The organism is Rhizobium nepotum 39/7 (assembly GCF_000949865.1).
Classification (GTDB): Bacteria; Pseudomonadota; Alphaproteobacteria; order Rhizobiales; family Rhizobiaceae; genus Agrobacterium; species Agrobacterium nepotum.
In genome coordinates, this window is sequence record NZ_JWJH01000002.1 from 267399 (window position 1) to 287402 (window position 20004).

A 20004-nucleotide genomic window follows, 5' to 3' on the forward strand; every position below is an offset into this window, starting at 1 on the left:
GGCGAGCGTATCGTTTCCGGCGTCAGTCTTTCAGCACGTCCACATGGTCGGCCACATAGGTCTCCAGCGAACGCGGCGCGTGGCCGGTCAGCGTCTCGACATCGCCGGTGACTGCCGAGGTCCAGCCTTCGCGCACGGGATGGAAGATCGAGGCGAGGAAGGACGCATAATCCTTCGGAACGCCAGCACCGGTGAGGATGCCGATGAAGACTTCGTCCGAAACGGGACCGTAAGAGACCGGCTTGCCGATTGCCTGCGAAATGATCGCGGCCGCCTCGCCGTAACCGATCGCCCGCGGGCCGGTCAGGTTGAACGCCTTGCCGTCGAAGGCATCCGTAGTCAGTGCCGCCGCTGCGCTGCCAGCAATATCGCGCACATTGATGAAGCTCGTTTTGCCCTCGCCCGCCGGAACGGCAATCTGGCCGTGTTCGATGCCCGCCTTCCAGTAGCTGTGGAAATTATCGGCAAACCAGTTGGGGCGCAGAATGACATAAGGCACGCCGGAGGCGATGATCTTCAGCTCGACCTGGCGATAGGGAATGGAATCGTCGGCATCGACGCCGAAGACGCTGAGGAACACGATCTTCACCTTGCGGCGAGCAGCCTCCTCGACCACCGGCGTCAGCGCGTCGATGGTATCCAGACGCCCGCCTGCCAGGATCAGAAACAGCCGGTCCACGCCGTCGAATGCGTCCGCGTAGGTGGAGGCATCGGTATAGTCGAAACGCACCCCTTCCGCGCCGTCCGCCGCATTGCCGGTGCGCGAGGCCGCCTTCACCTTTTCGCCCTTGGCCAAAAGCGCCTTTACCAGCGGCGTGCCGATGGTGCCGGTGGAACCGATCACAAGTATCTTGCCAGTCATCTCATATCTCCGTAGTATCTAATGGAAACCATGTTTCGAAAACACACATACTGTGTGTTAGAAATCATGAAAAGAGAGCACTTTCCGGTTATCTGGTATCCTTGCGGAAACCTGTCCGGCCCTGAAACAAAAGGATGACATCGATGGAACGCATCTTTGACGTTTACGAGGATCGCTGCCCGACACGGATGGTTCTGGACAGGATCGCCGACAAATGGGCGCTGCTGATCCTTGACCGGCTGCGTGTGGAAGCGGTGCGCTTCAACCTCCTGCGGCGGGAAATCAAGGGCATCTCACAAAAGGTCCTGTCGCAGACGCTGAAGAAGCTGGAGCGCGACGGGCTGATTTCCCGGCAGGCCTTTCCAACGGTTCCGGTCACGGTCGAATATTCGCTGACACCACTTGGGCGCACGCTGACTGACACGGTGGCGGCACTCGCCCACTGGGCGGAGGGCAATATCGATGCCGTGTTGGCGGCGCAGAGGGCTTATGACGGTAAGGTTGCGGCTTAGGCGCCGCTCCCTTCCGTCATACCGGCCTTGAGCCGGTATCCAGTCAGCCCAAGTCCTTGGGCTGAAAAGAGTCTTTCTCGCCGCGCAGACGCGCGTCGGCTGGATGCCGGATCGAGTCCGGCATGACGGAAGTCGGGTTTACCGCACTTCCCAACTACCCCCACCAACACCCTACCGCGAAATCCGCGTCGAAAGAATGATCGACGACAGCGTGCGTTCCACGCCATCCAGCGCGCCGATGCGGTCGATCAGCCGGTCGAGATCGAGGATGGAGGGGGCGGCAAGAATGGCGATCAGATCGAAGGTGCCGCTGACCGAATGCAGCGTCGTTACCTCCTTGATGGCGGAAAGTGCCGCCGTCACAGCGGGCAGCGCCTTCGGGCCAATGGTGATCAGCACATGGGCGCGCACCAGCCCGGAAAGATAGCTTTCCGAAAGCCGCAAACCATAACCGGCAATCACACCGTCCGCCTCCAGCCGCTCGATGCGGGCCTGCACCGTGGTGCGCGAAAAGCCGAGTTTGCGCGCCAGTTCCGCAACCGGCATGCGGGCGTTTTCGGAAAGCAGGGCGAGCAGCGCCCGGTCCTTCTCGGCTATCGTCATAGTGACCAATCCTATCGTCTAACTGCGCAATATTAACCCACTATCCGCACATAGTGAAGCTGCGAATCGCCAATGAAAGCTGTCATTCTGTCTTTGAGGCGCATCCTGTGCGCGGAAACATGCGAATTTACTGCGGGGAACAAGAACATGAAAAACATTGTCGTTATCGGCGCGGGCAATATCGGCTCGGCCATCGCCTGGATGCTGGCCGTCACCGGCGATTATCGCATCACGGTTGCGGATCGCTCGGCAGACCAGTTGGCGAATGTGCCGGCGCATGAGCGTATCGACACCGAAATCGTCGACATAGCCGACCGCCCGGCGCTGGAAGCGCTGCTGAAAGGCAAATTTGCCGTGCTGTCCGCCGCCCCGTTCCATCTGACGGCGGGCATCGCGGAAGCGGCCGTCGCTGTCGGCACGCATTATCTCGATCTCACCGAAGACGTCGAATCCACCCGCAAGGTCAAGGCACTGGCGGAAACGGCACAGACCGCGCTCATCCCGCAATGCGGCCTTGCACCCGGTTTCATTTCCATCGTCGCTGCCGATCTTGCAGCCCGGTTCGACAAGCTGGACAGCGTGCGCATGCGCGTCGGCGCTTTGCCGCAATATCCGTCCAACGCGCTCAACTACAACCTCACCTGGAGCACGGACGGGCTGATCAACGAATATATCGAGCCCTGCGAAGCGATCGTCGAAGGCCGCCTCACCGCCGTTCCGGCCCTTGAGGAACGCGAGGAATTCTCACTCGACGGCGTCACCTATGAGGCCTTCAACACCTCGGGCGGTCTCGGCACTCTTTGCGCCACGCTGGAAGGCAAGGTGCGGACCATGAATTACCGCACCATCCGTTACCCCGGCCATGTGGCGATCATGAAGGCGCTTTTGAACGACCTCAACCTGCGCAATCGCCGCGACGTGCTGAAGGATCTGTTCGAAAACGCGCTGCCCGGCACGATGCAGGACGTGGTCATCGTCTTCGTCACCGTCTGCGGCACCCGCAACGGCCGTTTCCTACAGGAAACCTATGCCAACAAGGTCTATGCCGGCCCCGTTTCCGGCCGCATGATGAGCGCGATCCAGATCACCACCGCCGCCGGAATCTGCACGGTTCTCGATCTGCTGGCGGAAGGCTCTTTGCCGCAGAAGGGCTTCGTCCGTCAGGAAGAAGTGACGCTGCCGCATTTCCTCGAAAACCGGTTTGGCCGATATTATGGCGCGCATGAGCCGCTGGCGCGGGTAGGGTGAATTAAGGGCATCTATGGCGCGTGGCGTTGCAGCTTGTTTCTTCTCCCCGCCGGGGAGAAGGTGGCCCGAAGGGTCGGATGAGGGGGCAACGCCAGCGATAGACCGCACCCTTGCCCCCTCATCCCGCTGCCGCGACCTTCTCCCCGGCGGGGAGAAGAAACGTGTGGCATCCGCTCGGTCCAATACTGTGGAGCGGCTGCGCTACGTCCCGCAAAACGTCCGGAACACCCTCTCATGGCTCATCGGCGGCTGCATGTAGACGAAATTGTCCGGCCGTTCCTCGAAGGGCGTCGCAATCGCGGCCAGCATGGCGTGGAAAGGTTCGAAATCGTCATCCTCCACTGCCGCCGCGATCAGTTCCTCGATACGGTGGTTGCGTGGAATGATGGCCGGGTTGATGGCGAGCATCGCCCGTGACCTTTCTGTATCGGACACATCTTCCCGCGCGGCTCTCTCCCGCCAGCGCGCCAGCCATTCGTCCGCCGCTGCGATATCGATGAACATGCCGCGAAACGGCTCGGCATCGCCATCGGCCGCGTGGGAAAGACGCCGGAAGGTCTGTGTATAATCCGCCTCCGATGCCTGCATCAGCGCCAGAAGCGCCTGCACCAGCTCGATATCGCCCTCTTCCTCCACCGTCAGGCCAAGTTTTTCGCGCATGCCGGCAAGCCAGCGTTTGGGAAGGGCGGCGGCGAAATCCGCCAGCACGGCATTGGCAAGTTCGGCGGCTTTCTCCACTTCCGGGTCGAGCAGCGGGAGAAGGCATTCCGCCAGCCTTGCGATGTTCCATTGGGCGATGCCCGGCTGGCTGTTGAAGGCGTAACGCCCCTGCGCATCGATGGAAGAGAACACCTTGTTCGGGTGGTATTCGTCGAGAAAGGCGCATGGCCCGAAGTCGATCGTCTCGCCGGAGACCGCCATATTGTCGGTATTCATCACGCCATGGATGAAGCCCACCATCATCCAGCGGGCGATGAGTTCGCATTGCCGCTCTGCAATGCCGCGCAGCATTGCAAGGTAAGGATTGTCTGCGCCTTTCGCTTCGGGATAGTGGCGGTCGATCACATAATCCGCGAGATTTCTGATCCCCTCGTCATCCTCGCGCGCGGCGAAGAACTGGAAGGTGCCGACGCGGATATGGCTTGCCGCGACGCGGGTGAAAACGCCGCCCGGCAGGCCGACCTCGCGCTGCACCCTTTCGCCGGAAAGGACGGCGGCCAGCGCCCGGGTGGCGGGAATACCGAGCGCAAACATCGCTTCCGACAGGATATATTCGCGCAGCACCGGGCCGAGCGCCGCGCGCCCGTCACCCCGCCGCGAAAACGGCGTCGGGCCGGAGCCTTTAAGCTGGATATCGCGCCGTTTGCCGTTTCTGTCGATCACCTCACCAAGAAGAATGGCGCGGCCATCACCCAGCTGCGGCACGAACCCGCCGAACTGGTGGCCGGCATAGGCCATGGCCAGCGGCTCGGCCCCTTGCGGCACCACATTGCCGGAAAAGATCGCCGCCAGCTTTTCATCGTCGAGGCCCGATACGTCGAGAAGAAGCTCGTCGGCCAGCCCGCGATTGAAGGCGATGAGGTGCGGCGCTTTCACCGGCGTCGGCAAAACGGCGGCACTGAATCGCTCCGGCAGGCGGGCATAGGAATTGTCGAATTTGATCACGGGTAAACTCCCTGCTTTTGCCTGATATGGCGTTTTTAGCGGCTCGTTGCGAGAGGGAAACATCCTGTGTTGAACTTTCTTTCGTCCCATTCGTTGCGTTTCCTGAACCAGAATAGCCGCAACGAAAAGGAACGGGAATGACCATCGTTGACGCCGTAACCGCCGAGCCGGAAAGCGCAATCCGCACAATTCATACCGACCTGCCGGTCAACGCCACCTTCCATGTCTGGTTGAAGGCGAAAAAACCGGCGGAACCGGGCGCCGTCTCCTTCTCCAACGCGAATGGCAAATTCGCTGAAGTTTCAAGCGTCAACACCGAAGAGTTCGGATTTAGAATCTATCAGGTCTTCGGCGGCGGCCATGTGGAGCTGAGCTACGACACGGTCACCACAGCCGTTTCCGTCATCTACTGGTTCACCGCCGCCGACGTGCTCGAAACCGGGATTACCGTCGTTCATAGCAAGCCGGACAATGCAGCCCCCGATCTGCCGGGCAGCTATCACTTCCGCCCGCCCTTTGGCTGGATGAACGATCCGAACGGCTTTGGCCGCTTCGAAGGCCGGCCGCACCTGTTCTACCAGCATTATTCACACGGGCTGCGCTGGAACACCATGCATTGGGGCCACGCCGTCTCGTCGGATTATCTGCGCTGGCGGCATCTGCCGATCTTCCTGTTTCCCTCCGAGGACCTGACGACGCGGCCGGACAAGCGCGGCGGCGCCTATTCCGGCTCCACCATTCCGCTTGTCGAAGGAACCGGCATCCGGGTGTTCTTCACCGAGCAGGTTCAGGACCGCATACCCGAACAGCAAATCCAGCTCACCGCCACCTCCTCCGATCTGATCATGGCCGGGCAGGCCGAGGTCATTCTGGGGACCCGCCCGGACGGACAGGGGCTGACGCCGGATTTCCGCGATCCCCATGTCTTTCGCGGTCCGGACGGGCTTTGGAAAATGGTGCTGGGCAGCCAGAGCGAGGGCGGCGGCGTCATCCTGCTATACGAGACGCTCGACCCCACCGCCGCCTCGGGCTGGACCTATGTGGGCAAGCTGTGGGTGGAAACGCGCTACAGGACCACCGCCATAGAATGCCCCTGTCTGCTGCCGCTCGACGGCCCGGCCAATGCCCGCTCCACGCGCTGGGTGCTGGTTTACGGGCTGATGCATTCGGAAGACCCGGAGACCGGCCGCAAGAACCTGACCATGGCCGATGTCGGCTGGTTCGACGGCAAGGTCTTCACCAAGGAATTCGGCCAGGAGCTGGATTTCGGCACTGACAATTATGCCTTCCAGGCGTTTCTGGATGGCGACAGCATCATCGGCATCGGTTGGCTCGCCAATTGGGCGGATGCCAATCCGGAGATCGATTTCCCCACATCCATGACGCTGCCGCGCCGGCTCCACTATCTGAACGGCGAGCTTCTGACCCCACCCATCGGCGCGACGGAAAGCCTGCGCAGCCATATTCTCGACCGCACGCGCCTGGCGGCCGGCGAACGCGTCACCTTCATCAACGGGGCGGTGGAGATGCTGATCGAGCTTGCCTCGCCCGGCGCGCCTTTCGAGCTTGCGCTCGATCATCCTACAGTCGAACTTGGCCTCGTTTCCGATGAAACCGGTCTGTGGATCCGGCACGAGGACGGGCGTGACGGCCCCTCGCCTCACTATATCGCCAAGGGTGCAAGGGCCTCGCGCATCCGCATCTTTCTGGATTACGGCTCCATCGAGGTCTTCGCCAACCGGGGCCGGTACGTCGGGACAAAACGTATCGAGGGTTTCGAACCAGTGCGTTCGGCCCTCCTCACGGCGGCGCCCGGCGCGGTGGTCCACGCCACCACCTGGGCGCTGCGTCCATGAGGAACCTTTTGGCGGAGATGGCGGTTGATAATTCAGAAACCGCCAAAAGGAGAAACGGCATGACCAAGATCCGCGATACCCGCGACCCCATCCTGTTTCCGACTGAAGCCAACGAAAACAAGGCCGAGAAAAAACGCGCCGGCAAGGGCATTGTCATCGTTATCGGCGCAATCGCGATCATGGCCTTCGTCGTCTATCTGGTGGCGATCACCATCGCCACCACCCAGTCGTAACCGCGCGCGCCGTAGAGGCGTTAGCGCTGGCCGCTCCGTAGCCTGCGGGTGGTCAGGATCGCAAGCAGCGACACGATGACACCCAGCCCGTAAAGATAGACCATCGGCATCGTTACATCCGCAAGATCGATCTGCGTGACGAGATCGGTTGCCGCAGCAACCGTACCGCTTGCACCCGCACCGGCCGCAGCACCGAGCGTCGCGACCGTGGGCAGCAATGCGCCGGTCATCTTGCGCTCCTCTTCCGGCGCAGCCTCCATGGCCGCCTGGCTGATGCCGGCCCAGGACATGCCGAAAGCCGAACCGATCAATATCTGTCCCGCAAGCATTTCCGGCCAGTTTCCCGTCGCCAGCCCAAGCCCGAGCAGCGCGCAGCCGGGCACCATCTGGTAAGGGCCATAATGCAGGCAAAGCTCCCGCAGGCGGCTGGAACGCACACTGCCGATCAGCATCGCCACGAAGCTCCAGGCAAGCGGCATCGTCACGACGATGAAACCGGCGAAAGTCGGCTCGTGGTGCCAGAAATTGATGGCGACATAAGCGAGATAGACGCTGCCCAGCGCATGGGCATAGGACATCAGGAACAACACCCAGAAACCGCTGCCGAGCACCGTTTTCAGCCGGAAAGAATCCTTCGGGAACAGGCCGGCGGCAGGGCGGGTGCCCACCTTCAGCGAGGCCCACAACAGTGCCGCCCCGGCAAGCAGGGAGGCGATGCGCAGGCCGGCATCCTCAAAGGCGGAGGGTGCGGAAAAGGCCAATGCGCCGACAAGGCAGAGAAGCAGTGGAACCAGCGGCTTGCGCGTCGTCGCCACCGGCCGTTCCGCCGAGACGGCAATCGCCGTATAGGCCAGCAACAGCACGATCAGCGGCGCGGACAGGAGGAAGGTCGCGCGCCAGGAGATATGCTCGGTTGCAAAACCGCCGGTCAGCGGCCCGACGAAGGACGCGACCGCCCAGATGGCCGCCTCTATGGCGAAGACCTTCGGCAGCAGGGCCGAACGAAAACCGGCGGGTATGAGACTGTAGCAAACAGCCACGATCAGGCCGTCGGCAAGCCCCTGCAACGCCCGGCCGATGACGACCCATAAAAAGCTGTCAGCGAGCGCCGACATGACGGAGCCGAATGAAAAGATCAGGCAGCACAGGAATAGAACACTGCGTGCGCCAAAACGCTCGCGAAACAGAACGGCGGTAACGCCACCCGCCACGGAACCGACGAAATAGAGGCTGTAGGCCCAGCTATAGAAGGCCGCGCCGCCGATCTCGCGCACCGCGACCGGCAAGGCAGTCACCACCGCGAACTGGTTGAAGGCGTGCAGGCCGATACCGGAGGAAATAACGGTCAGAAGCGAGAGGTTCGCCCCACCAAGCAATTCCGTCCAGCTATTTTTCTCCGTCATTTCCACACTCGTCAAAGCCGTATCCTTTCTTTTTTTGCGATACGGCCGGCAAACTAGAACCTCAAGCACCATTGAGGTCAAGGCGCCTTTTTCACCTATTCCCGTTTGCGCGAATTGGCTGGCATCAGGAACCCTCTGCGCGCCCCGGTCGTTTGTACAATGACCGACAGAAAGGATACCGTCATGGACCGCAAGAAAATCATGCCCCGCAACGAAGATGCCATGGACGAGGACCTGCTCGATCTCGACATCGACGCCCTTCCGGCAAAGGGAGAAATTCCGCAGTCGATCGAACAGGAAATCGAGGAAGAAGAGACCGAGACCGAGGACGATCCCTATCAGGAAAGCGACGAAGCCCTTCCCGACGACGCGGAAGAGCGCGTCATCAACCGCAACCCCTCGCGGGAAGGCGGCGCATTCGACGAGGTTTAGGTAAGACTGTCAGCGGGGGATGCAAAGCGCTTCAGCATATGGCGCAGATGGTCCTGACCGCCGAAAAACACCGCGAGAATACGAACGGTCTTTTCCCTCTCATCGACATCGAAATAAAAAATCGCCTGATTTTTCGTTACCCGGCGAAGGCCGGGCAATATTTCGGGTGACAGCGTCCCCTGAAAAGGCGCTTTGTGAAGAGCTTCCATATCCGCTTCAATCGAGCCCACGCGCCGCGCAGCTCGCGTAAAAGCTCCTGGCAAGGCGTCGCCAAGGTCGAGATATGACTGGACGAGATGATCCAGAATGAGGCCGAGGTCCTGATCCGTTTCCGTCGAACGCAGCACCTTAAAGGCCATAGCTGGCCTTTTTGGCTGCGATCATCGCCGCCGTTCTGTCCTTGCCATCTTCGACGGAGATAAACTCTCCCTGCCCGCGCTCAGCCAGCAACTCGCGAAGGACGGCAAGCTCGGCTTCCTTCAATTCGGTTTCCTGCCGGAGCAATTCCAGTCCGCGCTGGACCACGGCGCTGAGGCTGGCATAACGCCCCTCCTCCACCAACCTGCGAGCGAACATATCCTGCTGATCGGAAATGGAGACAGATGCCTTTACGGACATAGCGGTGGTCCCGTTTCAAGAGAATGATGCTACTCAGTAGCACATCTTCCATATTCGTTCCACCGACTATGACTGCGCGTCATGTCCGCAATGTGAGTTCGCCAGTCGATGTCAGTGGGTTCTCGCGGGCTTGTGGGCGGTCTTTTCGACGCCTGCCGCAAGATCGTCGAGGATCGGGCAATCGGGCCGGTGGTCGCCGCCGCAGCAATGCGCAAGGTGGGACAGCGTCTTCACCATGCCCTTCATCTCGGCGATCTTCTGTTCGAGATCCGCGATATGCACGAGCGCAATGTCCTTCACCGCCGAACTCTCGCGGCTCTTGTCCTGCCAGAGTTTCAGCAGCGTTTCGGTCTCTTCCAGCGAAAAGCCGAGCGTGCGCGCCCGCTTGATGAAGCGCAGATTGTGCACGTCCTGCTCGCCATAGACTCGGTAATTATTGCCGGTGCGGGCGGCGGGGGTGATGAGGCCGATCTGCTCGTAATAGCGGATCATCTTGGCGGAAACGCCGGATGCTTCCGATGCCTGTCCGATATTCATAGTGTTACTTCCCTATAGGCGACCATTGCCCGTTTCGAGACCCTATGTAGGGATTCCCATCATGGGAAGGTCAAGGGAAGAGGATGCATTTTATTGCGCACAGAAAAGTGAGTGCGGTCGCCAGCTATGAACGCATGCGGGCAACACAGTCATGATCGTTGAAATTGGTGCTCAATTGAGCTACATATGATATCTGAAAAAGGAGGTCGATCATGACCGCAAATGCATATGTGAGAGCGCGCATCGATCAGGCAATCAAGGACGATGCGACTGCCGTGCTTGATAGTCTGGGGCTGACTGTTTCCGATGTCATGCGAATGATGTTGACGCGAATTGCCCGCGAAAAAGCGCTGCCGATAGAACTGACGCGCCCGAATGCTGAAACGCTTGCCGCGATTGAAGACGCTCGTGCTATCGCCGCCGCGAAGCGCAATCGTTTCGGCACGACAGAAGCTTTGTTCGACGCTCTTGATGGCGACAAAAGGTGACAGACAGGAAAGGTCACGAAAAACAGGCGGCATCAAAGCGAACAGTGCTGCCGCGAAGTTCAGATTTCACCAGGCAATTTCTTAAAGACTGGCAACGGCTGAACAATTCCGGGCGTTACGACATGGTGAAGCTGAAGGAGATCATGCTTCTCCTCATCGCCAACGAAGCGCCATTACCGGCACAGTTTCGTGACCATGAGTTGACCGGAGAATGGCGCGATCATCGCGAATGCCATGCCGGCGGGGACTTTCTGTTGATCTATACACTTGATGAGAAGCAGAATCTCATCGTCTTCACGCGCACCGGCACGCATGCCGAACTTTTCAGGTAAACACGCGATCTGAACGATCCCGGTAGACCCTGCTACCTGTGCACCGCCAGCCGGGGAATATCGCGCAGGAAGGCGTCGCGCACCAAAGGGCCGAGCGCTTCGTTCGATGGCTTGTCGGCAACGCGCAGCCTTGCGAAGACGATGTGCTGACCTTCACGCTCCGCCCAGCCGACGAACCAGCCGAAGGGGCGGTTGCGGTCGGGGTTGCCCTTTTCATCACGCATGTAGCCCGTGCCGGTCTTGCCGTGCACGCTCCAGCTCTCCGGCGCGTCGAACACCGGCACGATCGCGCGGGTCTTTGCCTGCGCATCGCGTGAGAGCGGCAGATTTCCGGCCAGCAGGCGGCGGATGAAGCCCACCTGTTCGACCGGCGAAACGGTCAGCGAAGCGCCGAGCCATGAATGGGTGAGGCCGTTATTCTTGCCCGGCTCGCCGGATACATCGGCGTTGCCGTAACCGAGGCGCTTCACATAGGCGGCGAATTTTTCCGGGCCAAGCCTACGGGTGAGTTCGCGCGAGTACCACAGCACAGAATCCTGTTCCCATATGGTCGGATCGACCGTCTTGCGGTCCTGCGCGCGGGCCTCCGTGCCCGGCTTCCAGTCCCATGCGGGCGTCTTCTCATCCAGCAGGATACCGGCATCGTAACCGATCAGCGCCAGGGGCACCTTGAAGGTGGAGGCCGGCGCCACGCGCTGGTCACAGGCGCCCTGCTGGTTGATGACCGCGCCGGTTTCGATGGAGGTGACCAGCGTGCATTCAAAGGCCTGCGATTGCTGGGCCGAGGCGGAAAACGGCAGGATGCCCTGAAGGGCAATACACGAAAGAATGATGGCGGGCAGCCGATAGCGCATGCGTTTTGATGTCCCTCGTCCGCATTTTGCGGATCATTTGCCGGAATGGCTGAACGACGGTCCTTGTTTTGGACCTGCCGTTCGCCCGAAACCGCGGCACACTTTCGGGCGACATGCCTTAAGAGAACGATGGGGCAGGAATAGGACCAAAGCGAAAATTGACGCTTTCCGTCATCCGTTCGCCTTTTCGCCCGCCGTCTCACCCACTGTCAGCGGCCAGTCGACCACATAATCCTCGAAGTCGTCAACATCCACATCCAGCTCGTTGACGGTGCGGCCACGCGCGGAAATACCGGCCTGATGCACGGTGTTCACGTCACCGGAGACGAGATAGTGCCACCAGTACAAATCCTTGCCGTCACGCACCAGCGCATAGGCGCAGGTGGGCGGCAGCCAGCCGATTTCGTAGACCTTCTTCAAATCCAGCTGGATACAGTCCGGCACGGTGGCGCGGCGGTTATCATAGTCGGAACACCGACAGCTTTCGCCGTCGAGCAGCTGACAGCGGACCGACGTGAACGCCACCTCGCCGGTGTCCCAGTCCTCCAGCTTGTTCAGACAGCACAGGCCGCAGCCGTCGCACAGGCTTTCCCATTCCTCGCCGGTCATTTCCTCCAGCGATTTGGTTTTCCAGAACGGCGCGTCATTCATCGTTAACATTTCCGTTCCATTTTGATCTATTGGAGGGCAAGGTTTAACCGTTCCCTAATCCTTAATATCGTATCGCCAAGGGCTGGTTTGTACGATATTTTAGCATTTTGGCGGGTGGCAAAAGGTCATTGGCCCGGGACAAGCCGCCGCGTCAAGCAATTCTGGCAGAACCATGCCACGGTTTTGCGTCCGGAATTGGGTGAAGCGCAGAAACATCGACGGTCCGCGTTGCGTTGAACAGGAAAACATCGCCAGGTGCAGGAAGAAAAAGACGATAAGAACGGTCGCAAAAAGCGACACACCCTGCTGAGAATCGATAGCTTCATCGACTCCGGCCTATGGACGGCTGCGGCAAGGCTGGTGGATTTCTGGGAAGACGTCACCATCGCCTCGCGCAAACTGCATGTGCGCGGCTGGAAGAAACTTCTCGTCAACCTGACCTGCGACGCGCTGACCTTCGGAACGGCGGGCTGCGTCGTGCTTCTGGCGCTTGCCATGCCCGCCTTTGAGGAAACCAAGAAGGACTGGCGTTATCGCGGCGATTTCGCCGTGACCTTCCTTGACCGTTACGGCAACACCATCGGCCATCGCGGCATCATTCATGAAGATTCCGTCCCGATCGACCAGATGCCGGATCATTTCATCAAGGCGGTTCTGGCCACGGAAGACCGGCGTTTCTTCGACCATTTCGGCATCGATTTCATCGGCCTTGCCCGCGCCATGAGCGAGAATGCCCGCGCTGGCGGCGTGGTGCAGGGCGGCTCGACGCTGACGCAGCAGCTTGCCAAGAACCTGTTCCTTACCAATGAGCGCTCGCTGGAGCGCAAGATCAAGGAAGCCTTCCTCGCGCTCTGGCTCGAGACCAACATGTCGAAGAAGGAAATCCTCAGCCTTTATCTCGACCGCGCCTATATGGGCGGCGGCACCTTCGGGGCGGCGGCGGCGGCGCAATTTTACTTCGGCAAAAACCTGACCGACGTGACGCTTGCCGAATCCGCCATTCTGGCCGGCCTGTTCAAGGCGCCTGCCAAATATGCGCCGCATGTCAACCTTCCGGCCGCGCGTGCGCGCGCCAACACCGTGCTTTCCAATCTGGTGCAGAGCGGGCTGATGACCGAGGGTCAGGTGATCGGCGCAAGGCGCAACCCGGCCACCGTCATCGACCGCGCCGATGTGAAGGCGCCGGATTATTTCCTCGACTGGGCCTTCGACGAGGTGCAGCGGCTGGCGGCGCAGGGCAAGTTTAAGGATCACACCGTCGTCGTGCGCACCACCATCGACACCGGCCTGCAACAGGCGGCCGAACAGGCGATGGAAATGAGCCTGCGCGAATTCGGCGAAGGCTACCGCGTCAAGCAGGGCGCGATGGTGATGCTCGAAAACGGCGGCGCATTGCGCGCCATGGTCGGCGGGCGTGATTACGGCGAGAGCCAGTTCAACCGCGCCACGGCGGCGCTGCGCCAGCCGGGGTCCTCCTTCAAGGTCTATACCTACTCGGCCGCCATGGAAAAGGGCATGAAGCCGGAGACGCTGATTTCCGATGCGCCGGTGACCTGGCGCGGCTGGTCGCCGCAGAATTACGGCCGCTCCTATGCCGGCAAGGTGACATTGCAGGTGGCGCTCGCCAAATCCTACAACACCGTGCCGGTGCGGCTCGCCAAGGACGTGCTCGGCACGCAGGTGATCGTCGATACCGCCAAGGCGATGGGGGTCACCACACCGCTGCGCAGCGACAAGACTATCCCGCTCGGCACATCGGAATTGACGGTTCTCGATCAGGCAACGGCCTATGCCGTGTTCCCGGCCGACGGCATGCAATCGCGCCGCCACGGCATCGAACAGGTGCTGGATTACGAGGGCAAGGTTCTCTACGATTTCGGCCGGGACGAGGAGCCCGCCAAACGGGTGCTTTCCGAAGATGCCAATTCGAAGATGAACCAGATGCTGGTGACCATTCCCGTCATGGGTACGGCCCGGCGCGGCGCGTTGGAAAACGGCATCGTTTCCGGCGGCAAGACCGGCACATCGCAGGCTTACCGCGATGCCTGGTATGTGGGCTTCACCGGCAATTACACCACGGCGGTCTGGTTCGGGAACGACGATTTCACGCCGATGAACAACATGACCGGCGGCGCGCTTCCGGCCATGACCTATAAACGGCTGATGGATTATGCCCATCAGGGCATGGAGCTGCGCCCCATTCCCGGCATCCAGAACCCGCTGCCGACAGGCACCCGCCCGCAGCCCTCGGCCGAAGTCGCCGCCGCATCCGCCAGCGCGCCCGCCATGCCGGCGCTTACCCGCCCGCGTTCTCTTTCGGCAGAGGCAACGCGCGTCATCCGCTCCATCGCCAAAAAGATGAAGGAAGCCTCGCCTTTGACCGTGACGACGCAGAAGGTGGCGGAAGCTTCGTTGCGGGATGGCAAAGATCAGGCCGGCCGACAGTAAAGGCCGCGTACCTTGCCTTAGTAGGTTTCTGCCGGAGCGCGAGGTTTACCCCCCTCTGTGCCGGGCATCTCCCCCCCAAGGGGGGAGATCGGCAAGCGGCGCTACCGCCATTTCATTCACTGACCTTGAGACGGGCGAGACCTCGCCTCGGGTCGATCTCCCTCCTTGTGGGGGAGATGTCCGGCAGGACAGAGGGGGGTGAGCCACACGCTCCACAGCCCCTTCTCTGCAAATCGAGCGCCCAATGCTCAAGGCATCAACGCCGCCCGTGCCGTTTCCACCACATGGGCGGTCAGCGCGCTGAGGCGGTCGGCGGCGAGCCGGTTGACCTGCCAGTAGAGCGGGATATCGAACGGTGTGCCGGGAACGACTTCCACCAGCCTCCCCGCTTTGATGTAATCCTGCACCAGCTGCACCGGGTTGAGGCCCCAGCCCATGCCGGCAAGGCTTGCCTTCACGAAACCATCGGTCGAGGGCAGCCAGTGGGTCGGATAGGAGACATCCTCACCCAGCGTCATCTTGATCCAGCTGGCCTGCAGCCTGTCCTTCTGGTTGAAGGTGAGCCCCGGCGCGCGGGCAAGCGTGGCGGGCGTAACGCCATCGGCGAAATAACGCGCCATGAAATCGGGACTGGCGGTGGCGTGATATCTGAGCACGCCAAGCGGAGTGACCCGGCAGCCCTGCACGGGCTTGGCATGGGCGGTGACGGCGGCAAGCACCCTGCCCCCGCGCAGCCATTCCACCGTGTGGTCCTGATCGTCCACCGCGATGTTGACGAGGTAGTCGCTCCCACCGGTGAATTTTGAAACCGCATCCAGAAACCATGTACCGAGGCTGTCGGCATTGGTGGCGATGTTGACCGTCACACGCTCCGGCACCTCCCCCGCTTCCGCGAGAGCCGGAAGCTGCCGGAACAATTCGCTCTCCAGCATGCCGACATGGTCCATGTGCCGGCAGAGCCATTCGCCCTTTTCCGTCGCCACGCAAGGGTTGCCGCGCACGATCAGCACCACGCCAAGCCGCTCCTCCAGCTGCTTGATACGCTGGGAAACGGCCGACGGCGTGACGCACAGCACCTGCGCCGCCTTTTCGAAACTGCCGGTCTGGGCCACGAGCGCGACGGCCCGCATGGAGGGATAGTCCAGCATCAAAGGCCTCCTTGTAGAGGTTGATATGGGCGTGGTGGGCGGGAAGCGTCCGGGCGGTAGTACTCTCCACCCTCATTCCTGTGCTCGTCACAGGAATCCAGTCGACGCGCGTCTGCGCGGCGGGAGAGCCCTTTCAGCCCAAGGGCTTGGGCTGGCTGGATTCCTGTGACGAGCACAGGAATGAGGGTGGAGAGGAGACAACGTCGTAGAAAATCGCCCTGTTGTATGGTTTGACCGATCATTATTTTTTCTTATTTGAGCTGAATTTGTTTAATTTGATTAAGCCACGTGAACGAAATATCCAAGCACTCTGTTTGGAAGTGGTGGCATCGGCCATCCGTACAGGCACAGGCACGGGGCAGCAGCCAGCATGGACATACAGATATTTTTCACCGGCCTGACGATGGGTCTGAGCCTCATCGTCGCCATCGGCGCGCAGAACGCTTTCGTTCTCAAACAGGGGCTGGCGCGCTCGCATGTGTTTGCCGTGTGTTTCACCTGCGCCGTTTCCGACGCATTGCTGATTACCGTCGGTGTTTTCGGTTTTCAGCGCATAAGTGCGGTCATGCCGGCGCTCGATCCCATCATGCGGTATGCCGGTGCGGCCTTCCTCATCTGGTATGGCGCCAAAAGCATGCATTCGGCGCTGCGTTCATCGGAGGCGCTCTCCGTCGCGGAAAAGCGTGAGGCGAGCCTGTGGCAGACGCTCGCCATTTGCCTGGCGCTGACCTTTCTCAACCCGCATGTCTATCTCGATACCGTTGTGCTGCTCGGCACCATCTCCACGCAATTTCCGGGCTTCGAAAAGACCTTTGCGGCGGGTGCGGCCACCGGCTCGCTGCTGTTCTTTTTCTCGCTGGGTTATGGCGCGCGCTGGCTGCGCCCGATCTTCGAAAAACCTTCCGCCTGGCGCATCCTCGAAGGCATCATCGCCGTCACCATGTGGGCCATCGCCTTCAAGCTGGTCATGGGCGCCTAAAGCGGCGGACTATCCCCTCTCCGATATCCCAATAAAGCCCGGCCATGATGGCAAGGGCCTCGCGGGCAATCTCCTTCGGCAGATGTTCGTTCGGCGCATGCTGCGAGCAGCCGGAATAGGAATGCGGCACCCAGATGGTGCGCAGTTTCAGGATATCGGCGAAGATATGGCGACTTGTCGCGACATGATGGAATCCCCCTTCTGATCATTTTCACAAAGACTAAACAAGCCGCGCCATTTTCCAAACAGGGAATCAGTGATAGTCCTCGACCTGTTCAAAAACGGGAAAACAGCGTGTTCCGAGTTCCACTCCTTGTCGGCATCGCCCTACTGATCGCCTTTGGCGGCGGCATTGCCGCGACGCTGGCCGCACTTGAGGCGACATCCGGCTTCGGCTCGATCCGCATCGGCTCGTGGGACGCCTTTCCGGAAGCGCAGACGATCGAGGCCGATCCCTACGCCAAATCGCACCGCGCGGATGCAGGAAAGCTGCTTTACGGAACGGCCGAAGGGCTGGCCTTTACCGCTTCCGTGGATAGCGACGGCCAGCGTCTGACCGGCGAATGCCGCTACCGGCTGGCGGGGGCCGTGCCGCCCTCGCGTTTCTGGACGCTCTATACTGCCGACCAGCAGGGCAATGTGCTGGCGGAGGATGCCGGACGGCCCTTCGCGCTCAATTCGCGCACACTTCTGCGCAGCGCGGACGGCGGTATCGACATCACCATCGCCCCCGATGCCCAGACCTATAACTGGCTGGCGGTGCCGCAGGGCCAGACGTTCAAGCTCGTCATGACGCTGCTCGACACGCCGGTCGCCGGCAGTTCCGGCCTGATCGACATCGCCATGCCGCAAATCCGCAAGCTGGGGTGTGGTAATGCTTAGGGTCCTGCTCGCCATCCTCACCGGTCTCGTCGCTGCTGCCGTGCTGCATGTCGTCATTCTTCTGGCGATACCGCATTTCAGCAATCGCGACGCCTATACACGCGCGGTGGCGGAAGGAAAGCCGCATCTGTTTCATCTTCTTGAGGAAACGACGGAGAAAAAGACGCTGGGAAGCGGCGATCCCTTCATACGGGTCGCGATCTGCACCTTCAATATCGAGGAAAAGCCGGTCAGACTCACCGCCGTCGGCGCCGTGCCCTTCTGGTCCGTCGCGGTTTACGACAAGGCGTCGAACGAGGTGTTCAGCATGAACGACCGCACCTCCGCCGCTGGGGTGATGGATATTCTGGTGGCCGATGCCGTGCAGATCGCGGCGATCCGCAAGGCGCAGCCGCCGTCGCTGTCACAGGCCATTCTGGCGGAATCGGATCAGACGGAAGGGTATGTGGTGTTGCGCACGATGGTGCCGCAGCCAAGTTTCGGGGAAGAAGCGGAACGGTTCCTGAACGAGGCAAAATGCCAGCCGACGCCGTGGAAATAACGCCGGTCTATCAAGCGTAATCAGGATTTGAAAACGGTTTCCGGTGCGGGCTTGCTCTTGCGCGCATCCTTGCCGTCCGGCTCCGTATCGCGTTTTTCATAACGCACGCCGGTAAACAGCACGACCTTCGCCGGACCCATCACCTTGCCGACCACGCCGGCGGGGCGCAGGCTTCGTCGGGCGTCGCCGATTGGAATAATAACTGCCATGCTCGTCTCCTCTTCGGGAGTCAATGTTGTTCATGGGACCGCGCAAGCCTCGTCTTGCGTCGGGAATTTCATCACCATCACATTGCGCATATTCCAGTCCACGGACTGGTTTTCGCACGACCCTGAAACCGATGACGATTTTATACGGGATCACGCGCAGATTACGGCTTCGGCATGCCATTTTCGGGTTTATTCCATGGATCAGAATAACATGGAATCCTAATACTGCCCATGAAATTAGAGACAGACAGAGGTTAATGATCCGTTAACCCTAATCGCCGGGCGCCGACTTATCCCTCACAAAGCCACATCCGTTGGAAACAAAGGCGATGCGGCAAAGTTCCATGACATTTTTCCCGTCATGAAGGTTTTAAAAATTCCTTGTTGATAACAGCAGAATATCGCTTGCCAGCCCCCATAGTTAACAGGGTGTCAACGGATTTGCTCTAATTTGAACCGATATTGTGTTTGCGTTTGTTGGGTAGTGCGTTGACCGACCGGTTTCGAGAACTTGAGAGGCCAAGAGCCGTGAGGAAGAAAGATGTGGTGCTTATGGCCACGGTGACGAATTTCGAGACTGTGTCCCATCCGTCAAAAACGGACCTTCGGCAGTTCGCCGAACTTTTCATGCCGCTTTTCAACGCCTCCACCGAAGAAGCCAAGCGGGAAGCGATCGCAGCGCTTTCCCAGCATCCGAGCGTGCCTTCGGCGGTCGCCTTCTTCATCGCCTGCCAGCCGATTTCGATTGCCGCCCCATTCCTCATTTCTTCGAAAAGCCTCGACGACGACACGCTGATTACCATTGCCCGCACGCAAGGGGCCGCCCATGCCCGCGCCATCGTCCGGCGTGACGACCTTTCGCCAACCGTCATCGATGCGCTTGTCGGCCTGCGCCACACCGAGGACCTGAAGCGGCCCGACGAGGAAACGATTGCCGTCGCTCCGCAGCCGGTGGCCAGCACCGCCGAACCCAAAGCGGAAGAAGAAGCGGCAGGCACTGCGGCCGTATCCGCGCTCGAAGAGGAAATGCGCCAGCGGATCAAGCAGATGGCGCATCATCTCAACAGGCCGGAAAGCGATGTTCTTGGTCTTCGACGTCTGGGTGACGTGCAGGAAGCCCTGCTCGTGCGTTTTGCCCGCGAGCGCGATGCGCGGCAGTTTGCGGTGGCGCTGGCAGATTCGCTATCGTCCAGCTACTGGCTGTCCGAGCGGATCATGCTCGATATATCAGGCGCGCAGCTCGCCACCACGCTCATCGGGCTCGGCATGGAATTTTCCGAGGCCGCCTTCATCCTGCAATGCTTCTATCCGCATCTTGCCGCCGCCGAAGGCGACATGAGCCGCGCCGAAGCCCTGCTCGACCGTCTCGATACCGTGGAATGCGAAGAGCGGGTGGAAAGCTGGCGGCGCGCCGACAGCTACACGCATGGCCGCGAACGGCCAAGCCACAGCGTTCCGGTCGTTCACAAAACAGGGACGTGAGGTTAAGCAAGCCGGCCTGGA

Annotated in this window: 23 protein-coding genes and 1 pseudogene; 12 read left to right on the forward strand and 12 right to left on the reverse strand. The window is 60.5% G+C overall.

Features of this window, described 5'->3' with window-relative positions; genetic code table 11:
- Positions 1 to 22 precede the first annotated feature (22 nt).
- Positions 23 to 862 carry an SDR family oxidoreductase gene (locus tag RS75_RS02885; protein ID WP_045017148.1) on the reverse strand — a complete coding sequence of 280 codons (840 nt, stop codon included), beginning with the start codon at positions 860 to 862 and terminating at the stop codon, positions 23 to 25.
- A 143-nt stretch (positions 863 to 1005) separates the two neighbouring features.
- Here RS75_RS02885 and RS75_RS02890 point away from each other — a divergent pair, with 143 nt between their 5' ends.
- A complete protein-coding gene (locus RS75_RS02890; RefSeq protein WP_045017335.1) occupies positions 1006 to 1374 on the forward strand; it encodes a winged helix-turn-helix transcriptional regulator in 369 nt (122 codons plus the stop codon).
- A gap of 171 nt (positions 1375 to 1545) precedes the next feature.
- Here the strand turns inward: RS75_RS02890 and RS75_RS02895 are convergent, their stop codons facing one another.
- Positions 1546 to 1977: an Lrp/AsnC family transcriptional regulator gene (locus RS75_RS02895; RefSeq protein WP_045017150.1), complete on the reverse strand. Its 432-nt coding sequence runs from the start codon at positions 1975 to 1977 to the stop codon at positions 1546 to 1548.
- Positions 1978 to 2124: 147 nt separating this feature from the next.
- Between RS75_RS02895 and RS75_RS02900 the strand changes: the two genes are divergently transcribed.
- Positions 2125 to 3225 (forward strand): saccharopine dehydrogenase family protein, encoded by a 1101-nt coding sequence (locus tag RS75_RS02900; protein WP_045017338.1) that lies wholly within the window; start codon positions 2125 to 2127, stop codon positions 3223 to 3225.
- Positions 3226 to 3426: 201 nt separating this feature from the next.
- Here RS75_RS02900 and RS75_RS02905 read toward each other — a convergent pair whose 3' ends face one another.
- Positions 3427 to 4887, reverse strand: coding sequence for a protein adenylyltransferase SelO (locus RS75_RS02905; protein WP_045017340.1), 1461 nt, complete (start codon positions 4885 to 4887; stop codon positions 3427 to 3429).
- A 140-nt stretch (positions 4888 to 5027) separates the two neighbouring features.
- Here RS75_RS02905 and RS75_RS02910 point away from each other — a divergent pair, with 140 nt between their 5' ends.
- Positions 5028 to 6746, forward strand: coding sequence for a glycoside hydrolase family 32 protein (locus RS75_RS02910; protein ID WP_045017152.1), 1719 nt, complete (start codon positions 5028 to 5030; stop codon positions 6744 to 6746).
- A gap of 59 nt (positions 6747 to 6805) precedes the next feature.
- Positions 6806 to 6979 carry a hypothetical protein gene (locus tag RS75_RS26835; RefSeq protein WP_052679645.1) on the forward strand — a complete coding sequence of 58 codons (174 nt, stop codon included), beginning with the start codon at positions 6806 to 6808 and terminating at the stop codon, positions 6977 to 6979.
- A 20-nt stretch (positions 6980 to 6999) separates the two neighbouring features.
- Here RS75_RS26835 and RS75_RS02915 read toward each other — a convergent pair whose 3' ends face one another.
- Positions 7000 to 8382 (reverse strand): MFS transporter, encoded by a 1383-nt coding sequence (locus tag RS75_RS02915; protein WP_045017154.1) that lies wholly within the window; start codon positions 8380 to 8382, stop codon positions 7000 to 7002.
- A 183-nt stretch (positions 8383 to 8565) separates the two neighbouring features.
- Between RS75_RS02915 and RS75_RS02920 the strand changes: the two genes are divergently transcribed.
- Positions 8566 to 8814 (forward strand): hypothetical protein, encoded by a 249-nt coding sequence (locus RS75_RS02920; RefSeq protein ID WP_045017342.1) that lies wholly within the window; start codon positions 8566 to 8568, stop codon positions 8812 to 8814.
- On the opposite strand, the gene RS75_RS02925 is transcribed toward RS75_RS02920, so the two are convergent.
- From RS75_RS02925 to cueR, 3 genes are all read right to left on the reverse strand, one after another.
- Positions 8811 to 9173, reverse strand: coding sequence for a type II toxin-antitoxin system RelE/ParE family toxin (locus RS75_RS02925; RefSeq protein ID WP_045017156.1), 363 nt, complete (start codon positions 9171 to 9173; stop codon positions 8811 to 8813). The two genes, RS75_RS02920 and RS75_RS02925, sit on opposite strands and share 4 nt — an antisense overlap.
- Positions 9163 to 9432 carry a ribbon-helix-helix domain-containing protein gene (locus RS75_RS02930; protein WP_045017158.1) on the reverse strand — a complete coding sequence of 90 codons (270 nt, stop codon included), beginning with the start codon at positions 9430 to 9432 and terminating at the stop codon, positions 9163 to 9165. Before RS75_RS02930 ends, RS75_RS02925 begins: the two co-directional genes overlap by 11 nt.
- Before the next feature lie 111 nt (positions 9433 to 9543).
- Positions 9544 to 9969 carry a Cu(I)-responsive transcriptional regulator gene (cueR, locus tag RS75_RS02935; RefSeq protein ID WP_045017161.1) on the reverse strand — a complete coding sequence of 142 codons (426 nt, stop codon included), beginning with the start codon at positions 9967 to 9969 and terminating at the stop codon, positions 9544 to 9546.
- 212 nt (positions 9970 to 10181) lie between these two features.
- Here cueR and RS75_RS02940 point away from each other — a divergent pair, with 212 nt between their 5' ends.
- Both RS75_RS02940 and RS75_RS02945 read left to right on the forward strand, forming a co-directional pair.
- A complete protein-coding gene (locus RS75_RS02940; RefSeq protein WP_045017163.1) occupies positions 10182 to 10457 on the forward strand; it encodes a type II toxin-antitoxin system RelB/DinJ family antitoxin in 276 nt (91 codons plus the stop codon).
- A complete protein-coding gene (locus RS75_RS02945) occupies positions 10454 to 10789 on the forward strand; it encodes a type II toxin-antitoxin system YafQ family toxin (RefSeq protein WP_045017165.1) in 336 nt (111 codons plus the stop codon). The genes RS75_RS02940 and RS75_RS02945 overlap by 4 nt, the downstream gene beginning before the upstream one ends.
- A gap of 32 nt (positions 10790 to 10821) precedes the next feature.
- On the opposite strand, the gene blaOXA is transcribed toward RS75_RS02945, so the two are convergent.
- Both blaOXA and RS75_RS02955 read right to left on the reverse strand, forming a co-directional pair.
- Positions 10822 to 11643: a class D beta-lactamase gene (blaOXA, locus tag RS75_RS02950; RefSeq protein ID WP_045017167.1), complete on the reverse strand. Its 822-nt coding sequence runs from the start codon at positions 11641 to 11643 to the stop codon at positions 10822 to 10824.
- A 171-nt stretch (positions 11644 to 11814) separates the two neighbouring features.
- Positions 11815 to 12294: a YcgN family cysteine cluster protein gene (locus RS75_RS02955; RefSeq protein WP_045017169.1), complete on the reverse strand. Its 480-nt coding sequence runs from the start codon at positions 12292 to 12294 to the stop codon at positions 11815 to 11817.
- Between the two features lie 255 nt (positions 12295 to 12549).
- On the opposite strand from RS75_RS02955, the gene RS75_RS02960 reads away from it, so the two are divergent.
- Positions 12550 to 14742, forward strand: a complete 2193-nt coding sequence (locus RS75_RS02960; protein ID WP_045017171.1) for a transglycosylase domain-containing protein — start codon at positions 12550 to 12552, stop codon at positions 14740 to 14742.
- A 248-nt stretch (positions 14743 to 14990) separates the two neighbouring features.
- On the opposite strand, the gene RS75_RS02965 is transcribed toward RS75_RS02960, so the two are convergent.
- On the reverse strand, positions 14991 to 15890 hold the full coding sequence (locus RS75_RS02965; RefSeq protein ID WP_045017173.1) for a LysR family transcriptional regulator ArgP: 900 nt from the start codon (positions 15888 to 15890) through the stop codon (positions 14991 to 14993).
- 370 nt (positions 15891 to 16260) lie between these two features.
- Here RS75_RS02965 and RS75_RS02970 point away from each other — a divergent pair, with 370 nt between their 5' ends.
- A complete protein-coding gene (locus tag RS75_RS02970) occupies positions 16261 to 16869 on the forward strand; it encodes a LysE/ArgO family amino acid transporter (protein WP_045017175.1) in 609 nt (202 codons plus the stop codon).
- Here RS75_RS02970 and RS75_RS27025 read toward each other — a convergent pair.
- A pseudogene (locus RS75_RS27025) lies at positions 16856 to 17035 on the reverse strand (hypothetical protein); the annotation flags it as partial. The gene RS75_RS02970 and the pseudogene RS75_RS27025 sit on opposite strands and share 14 nt — an antisense overlap.
- Positions 17036 to 17163: 128 nt before the next feature.
- Here RS75_RS27025 and RS75_RS02975 point away from each other — a divergent pair.
- Together RS75_RS02975 and RS75_RS02980 are read left to right on the forward strand one after the other, a co-directional pair.
- The gene (locus RS75_RS02975) at positions 17164 to 17751 is read left to right on the forward strand and encodes a DUF1214 domain-containing protein (RefSeq protein WP_045017177.1); all 588 of its coding nucleotides are present in this window, start codon (positions 17164 to 17166) and stop codon (positions 17749 to 17751) included.
- Complete coding sequence (locus tag RS75_RS02980) at positions 17744 to 18292, forward strand: DUF1254 domain-containing protein (protein ID WP_045017180.1); 549 nt, start codon at positions 17744 to 17746, stop codon at positions 18290 to 18292. The genes RS75_RS02975 and RS75_RS02980 overlap by 8 nt, the downstream gene beginning before the upstream one ends.
- A gap of 20 nt (positions 18293 to 18312) precedes the next feature.
- On the opposite strand, the gene RS75_RS02985 is transcribed toward RS75_RS02980, so the two are convergent.
- Positions 18313 to 18501, reverse strand: a complete 189-nt coding sequence (locus RS75_RS02985) for a hypothetical protein (RefSeq protein WP_045017182.1) — start codon at positions 18499 to 18501, stop codon at positions 18313 to 18315.
- A gap of 552 nt (positions 18502 to 19053) precedes the next feature.
- Between RS75_RS02985 and RS75_RS02995 the strand changes: the two genes are divergently transcribed.
- Positions 19054 to 19983, forward strand: coding sequence for a DUF2336 domain-containing protein (locus tag RS75_RS02995; protein WP_234704221.1), 930 nt, complete (start codon positions 19054 to 19056; stop codon positions 19981 to 19983).
- Positions 19984 to 20004: the final 21 nt, after the last annotated feature.

Bases quoted from the DNA above. Each gene is read 5' to 3' on its own strand.
- RS75_RS02965 (WP_045017173.1), bottom strand. From the start codon at position 15,890: ATGCTGGACTATCCCTCCATGCGGGCCGTCGCGCTCGTGGCCCAGACC.
- cueR (WP_045017161.1), bottom strand. From the start codon at position 9,969: ATGAATATCGGACAGGCATCGGAAGCATCCGGCGTTTCCGCCAAGATG.
- RS75_RS02890 (WP_045017335.1), top strand. From the start codon at position 1,006: ATGGAACGCATCTTTGACGTTTACGAGGATCGCTGCCCGACACGGATG.
- RS75_RS02995 (WP_234704221.1), top strand. From the start codon at position 19,054: ATGGCCACGGTGACGAATTTCGAGACTGTGTCCCATCCGTCAAAAACG.
- RS75_RS02885 (WP_045017148.1), bottom strand. From the start codon at position 862: ATGACTGGCAAGATACTTGTGATCGGTTCCACCGGCACCATCGGCACG.
- RS75_RS02940 (WP_045017163.1), top strand. From the start codon at position 10,182: ATGACCGCAAATGCATATGTGAGAGCGCGCATCGATCAGGCAATCAAG.
- RS75_RS02920 (WP_045017342.1), top strand. From the start codon at position 8,566: ATGGACCGCAAGAAAATCATGCCCCGCAACGAAGATGCCATGGACGAG.
- RS75_RS02970 (WP_045017175.1), top strand. From the start codon at position 16,261: ATGGACATACAGATATTTTTCACCGGCCTGACGATGGGTCTGAGCCTC.
- RS75_RS02900 (WP_045017338.1), top strand. From the start codon at position 2,125: ATGAAAAACATTGTCGTTATCGGCGCGGGCAATATCGGCTCGGCCATC.
- RS75_RS02955 (WP_045017169.1), bottom strand. From the start codon at position 12,294: ATGAATGACGCGCCGTTCTGGAAAACCAAATCGCTGGAGGAAATGACC.
- RS75_RS02980 (WP_045017180.1), top strand. From the start codon at position 17,744: ATGCTTAGGGTCCTGCTCGCCATCCTCACCGGTCTCGTCGCTGCTGCC.
- RS75_RS02915 (WP_045017154.1), bottom strand. From the start codon at position 8,382: ATGACGGAGAAAAATAGCTGGACGGAATTGCTTGGTGGGGCGAACCTC.
- blaOXA (WP_045017167.1), bottom strand. From the start codon at position 11,643: ATGCGCTATCGGCTGCCCGCCATCATTCTTTCGTGTATTGCCCTTCAG.
- RS75_RS02895 (WP_045017150.1), bottom strand. From the start codon at position 1,977: ATGACGATAGCCGAGAAGGACCGGGCGCTGCTCGCCCTGCTTTCCGAA.
- RS75_RS26835 (WP_052679645.1), top strand. From the start codon at position 6,806: ATGACCAAGATCCGCGATACCCGCGACCCCATCCTGTTTCCGACTGAA.
- RS75_RS02985 (WP_045017182.1), bottom strand. From the start codon at position 18,501: ATGGCAGTTATTATTCCAATCGGCGACGCCCGACGAAGCCTGCGCCCC.
- RS75_RS02930 (WP_045017158.1), bottom strand. From the start codon at position 9,432: ATGTCCGTAAAGGCATCTGTCTCCATTTCCGATCAGCAGGATATGTTC.
- RS75_RS02925 (WP_045017156.1), bottom strand. From the start codon at position 9,173: ATGGCCTTTAAGGTGCTGCGTTCGACGGAAACGGATCAGGACCTCGGC.
- RS75_RS02910 (WP_045017152.1), top strand. From the start codon at position 5,028: ATGACCATCGTTGACGCCGTAACCGCCGAGCCGGAAAGCGCAATCCGC.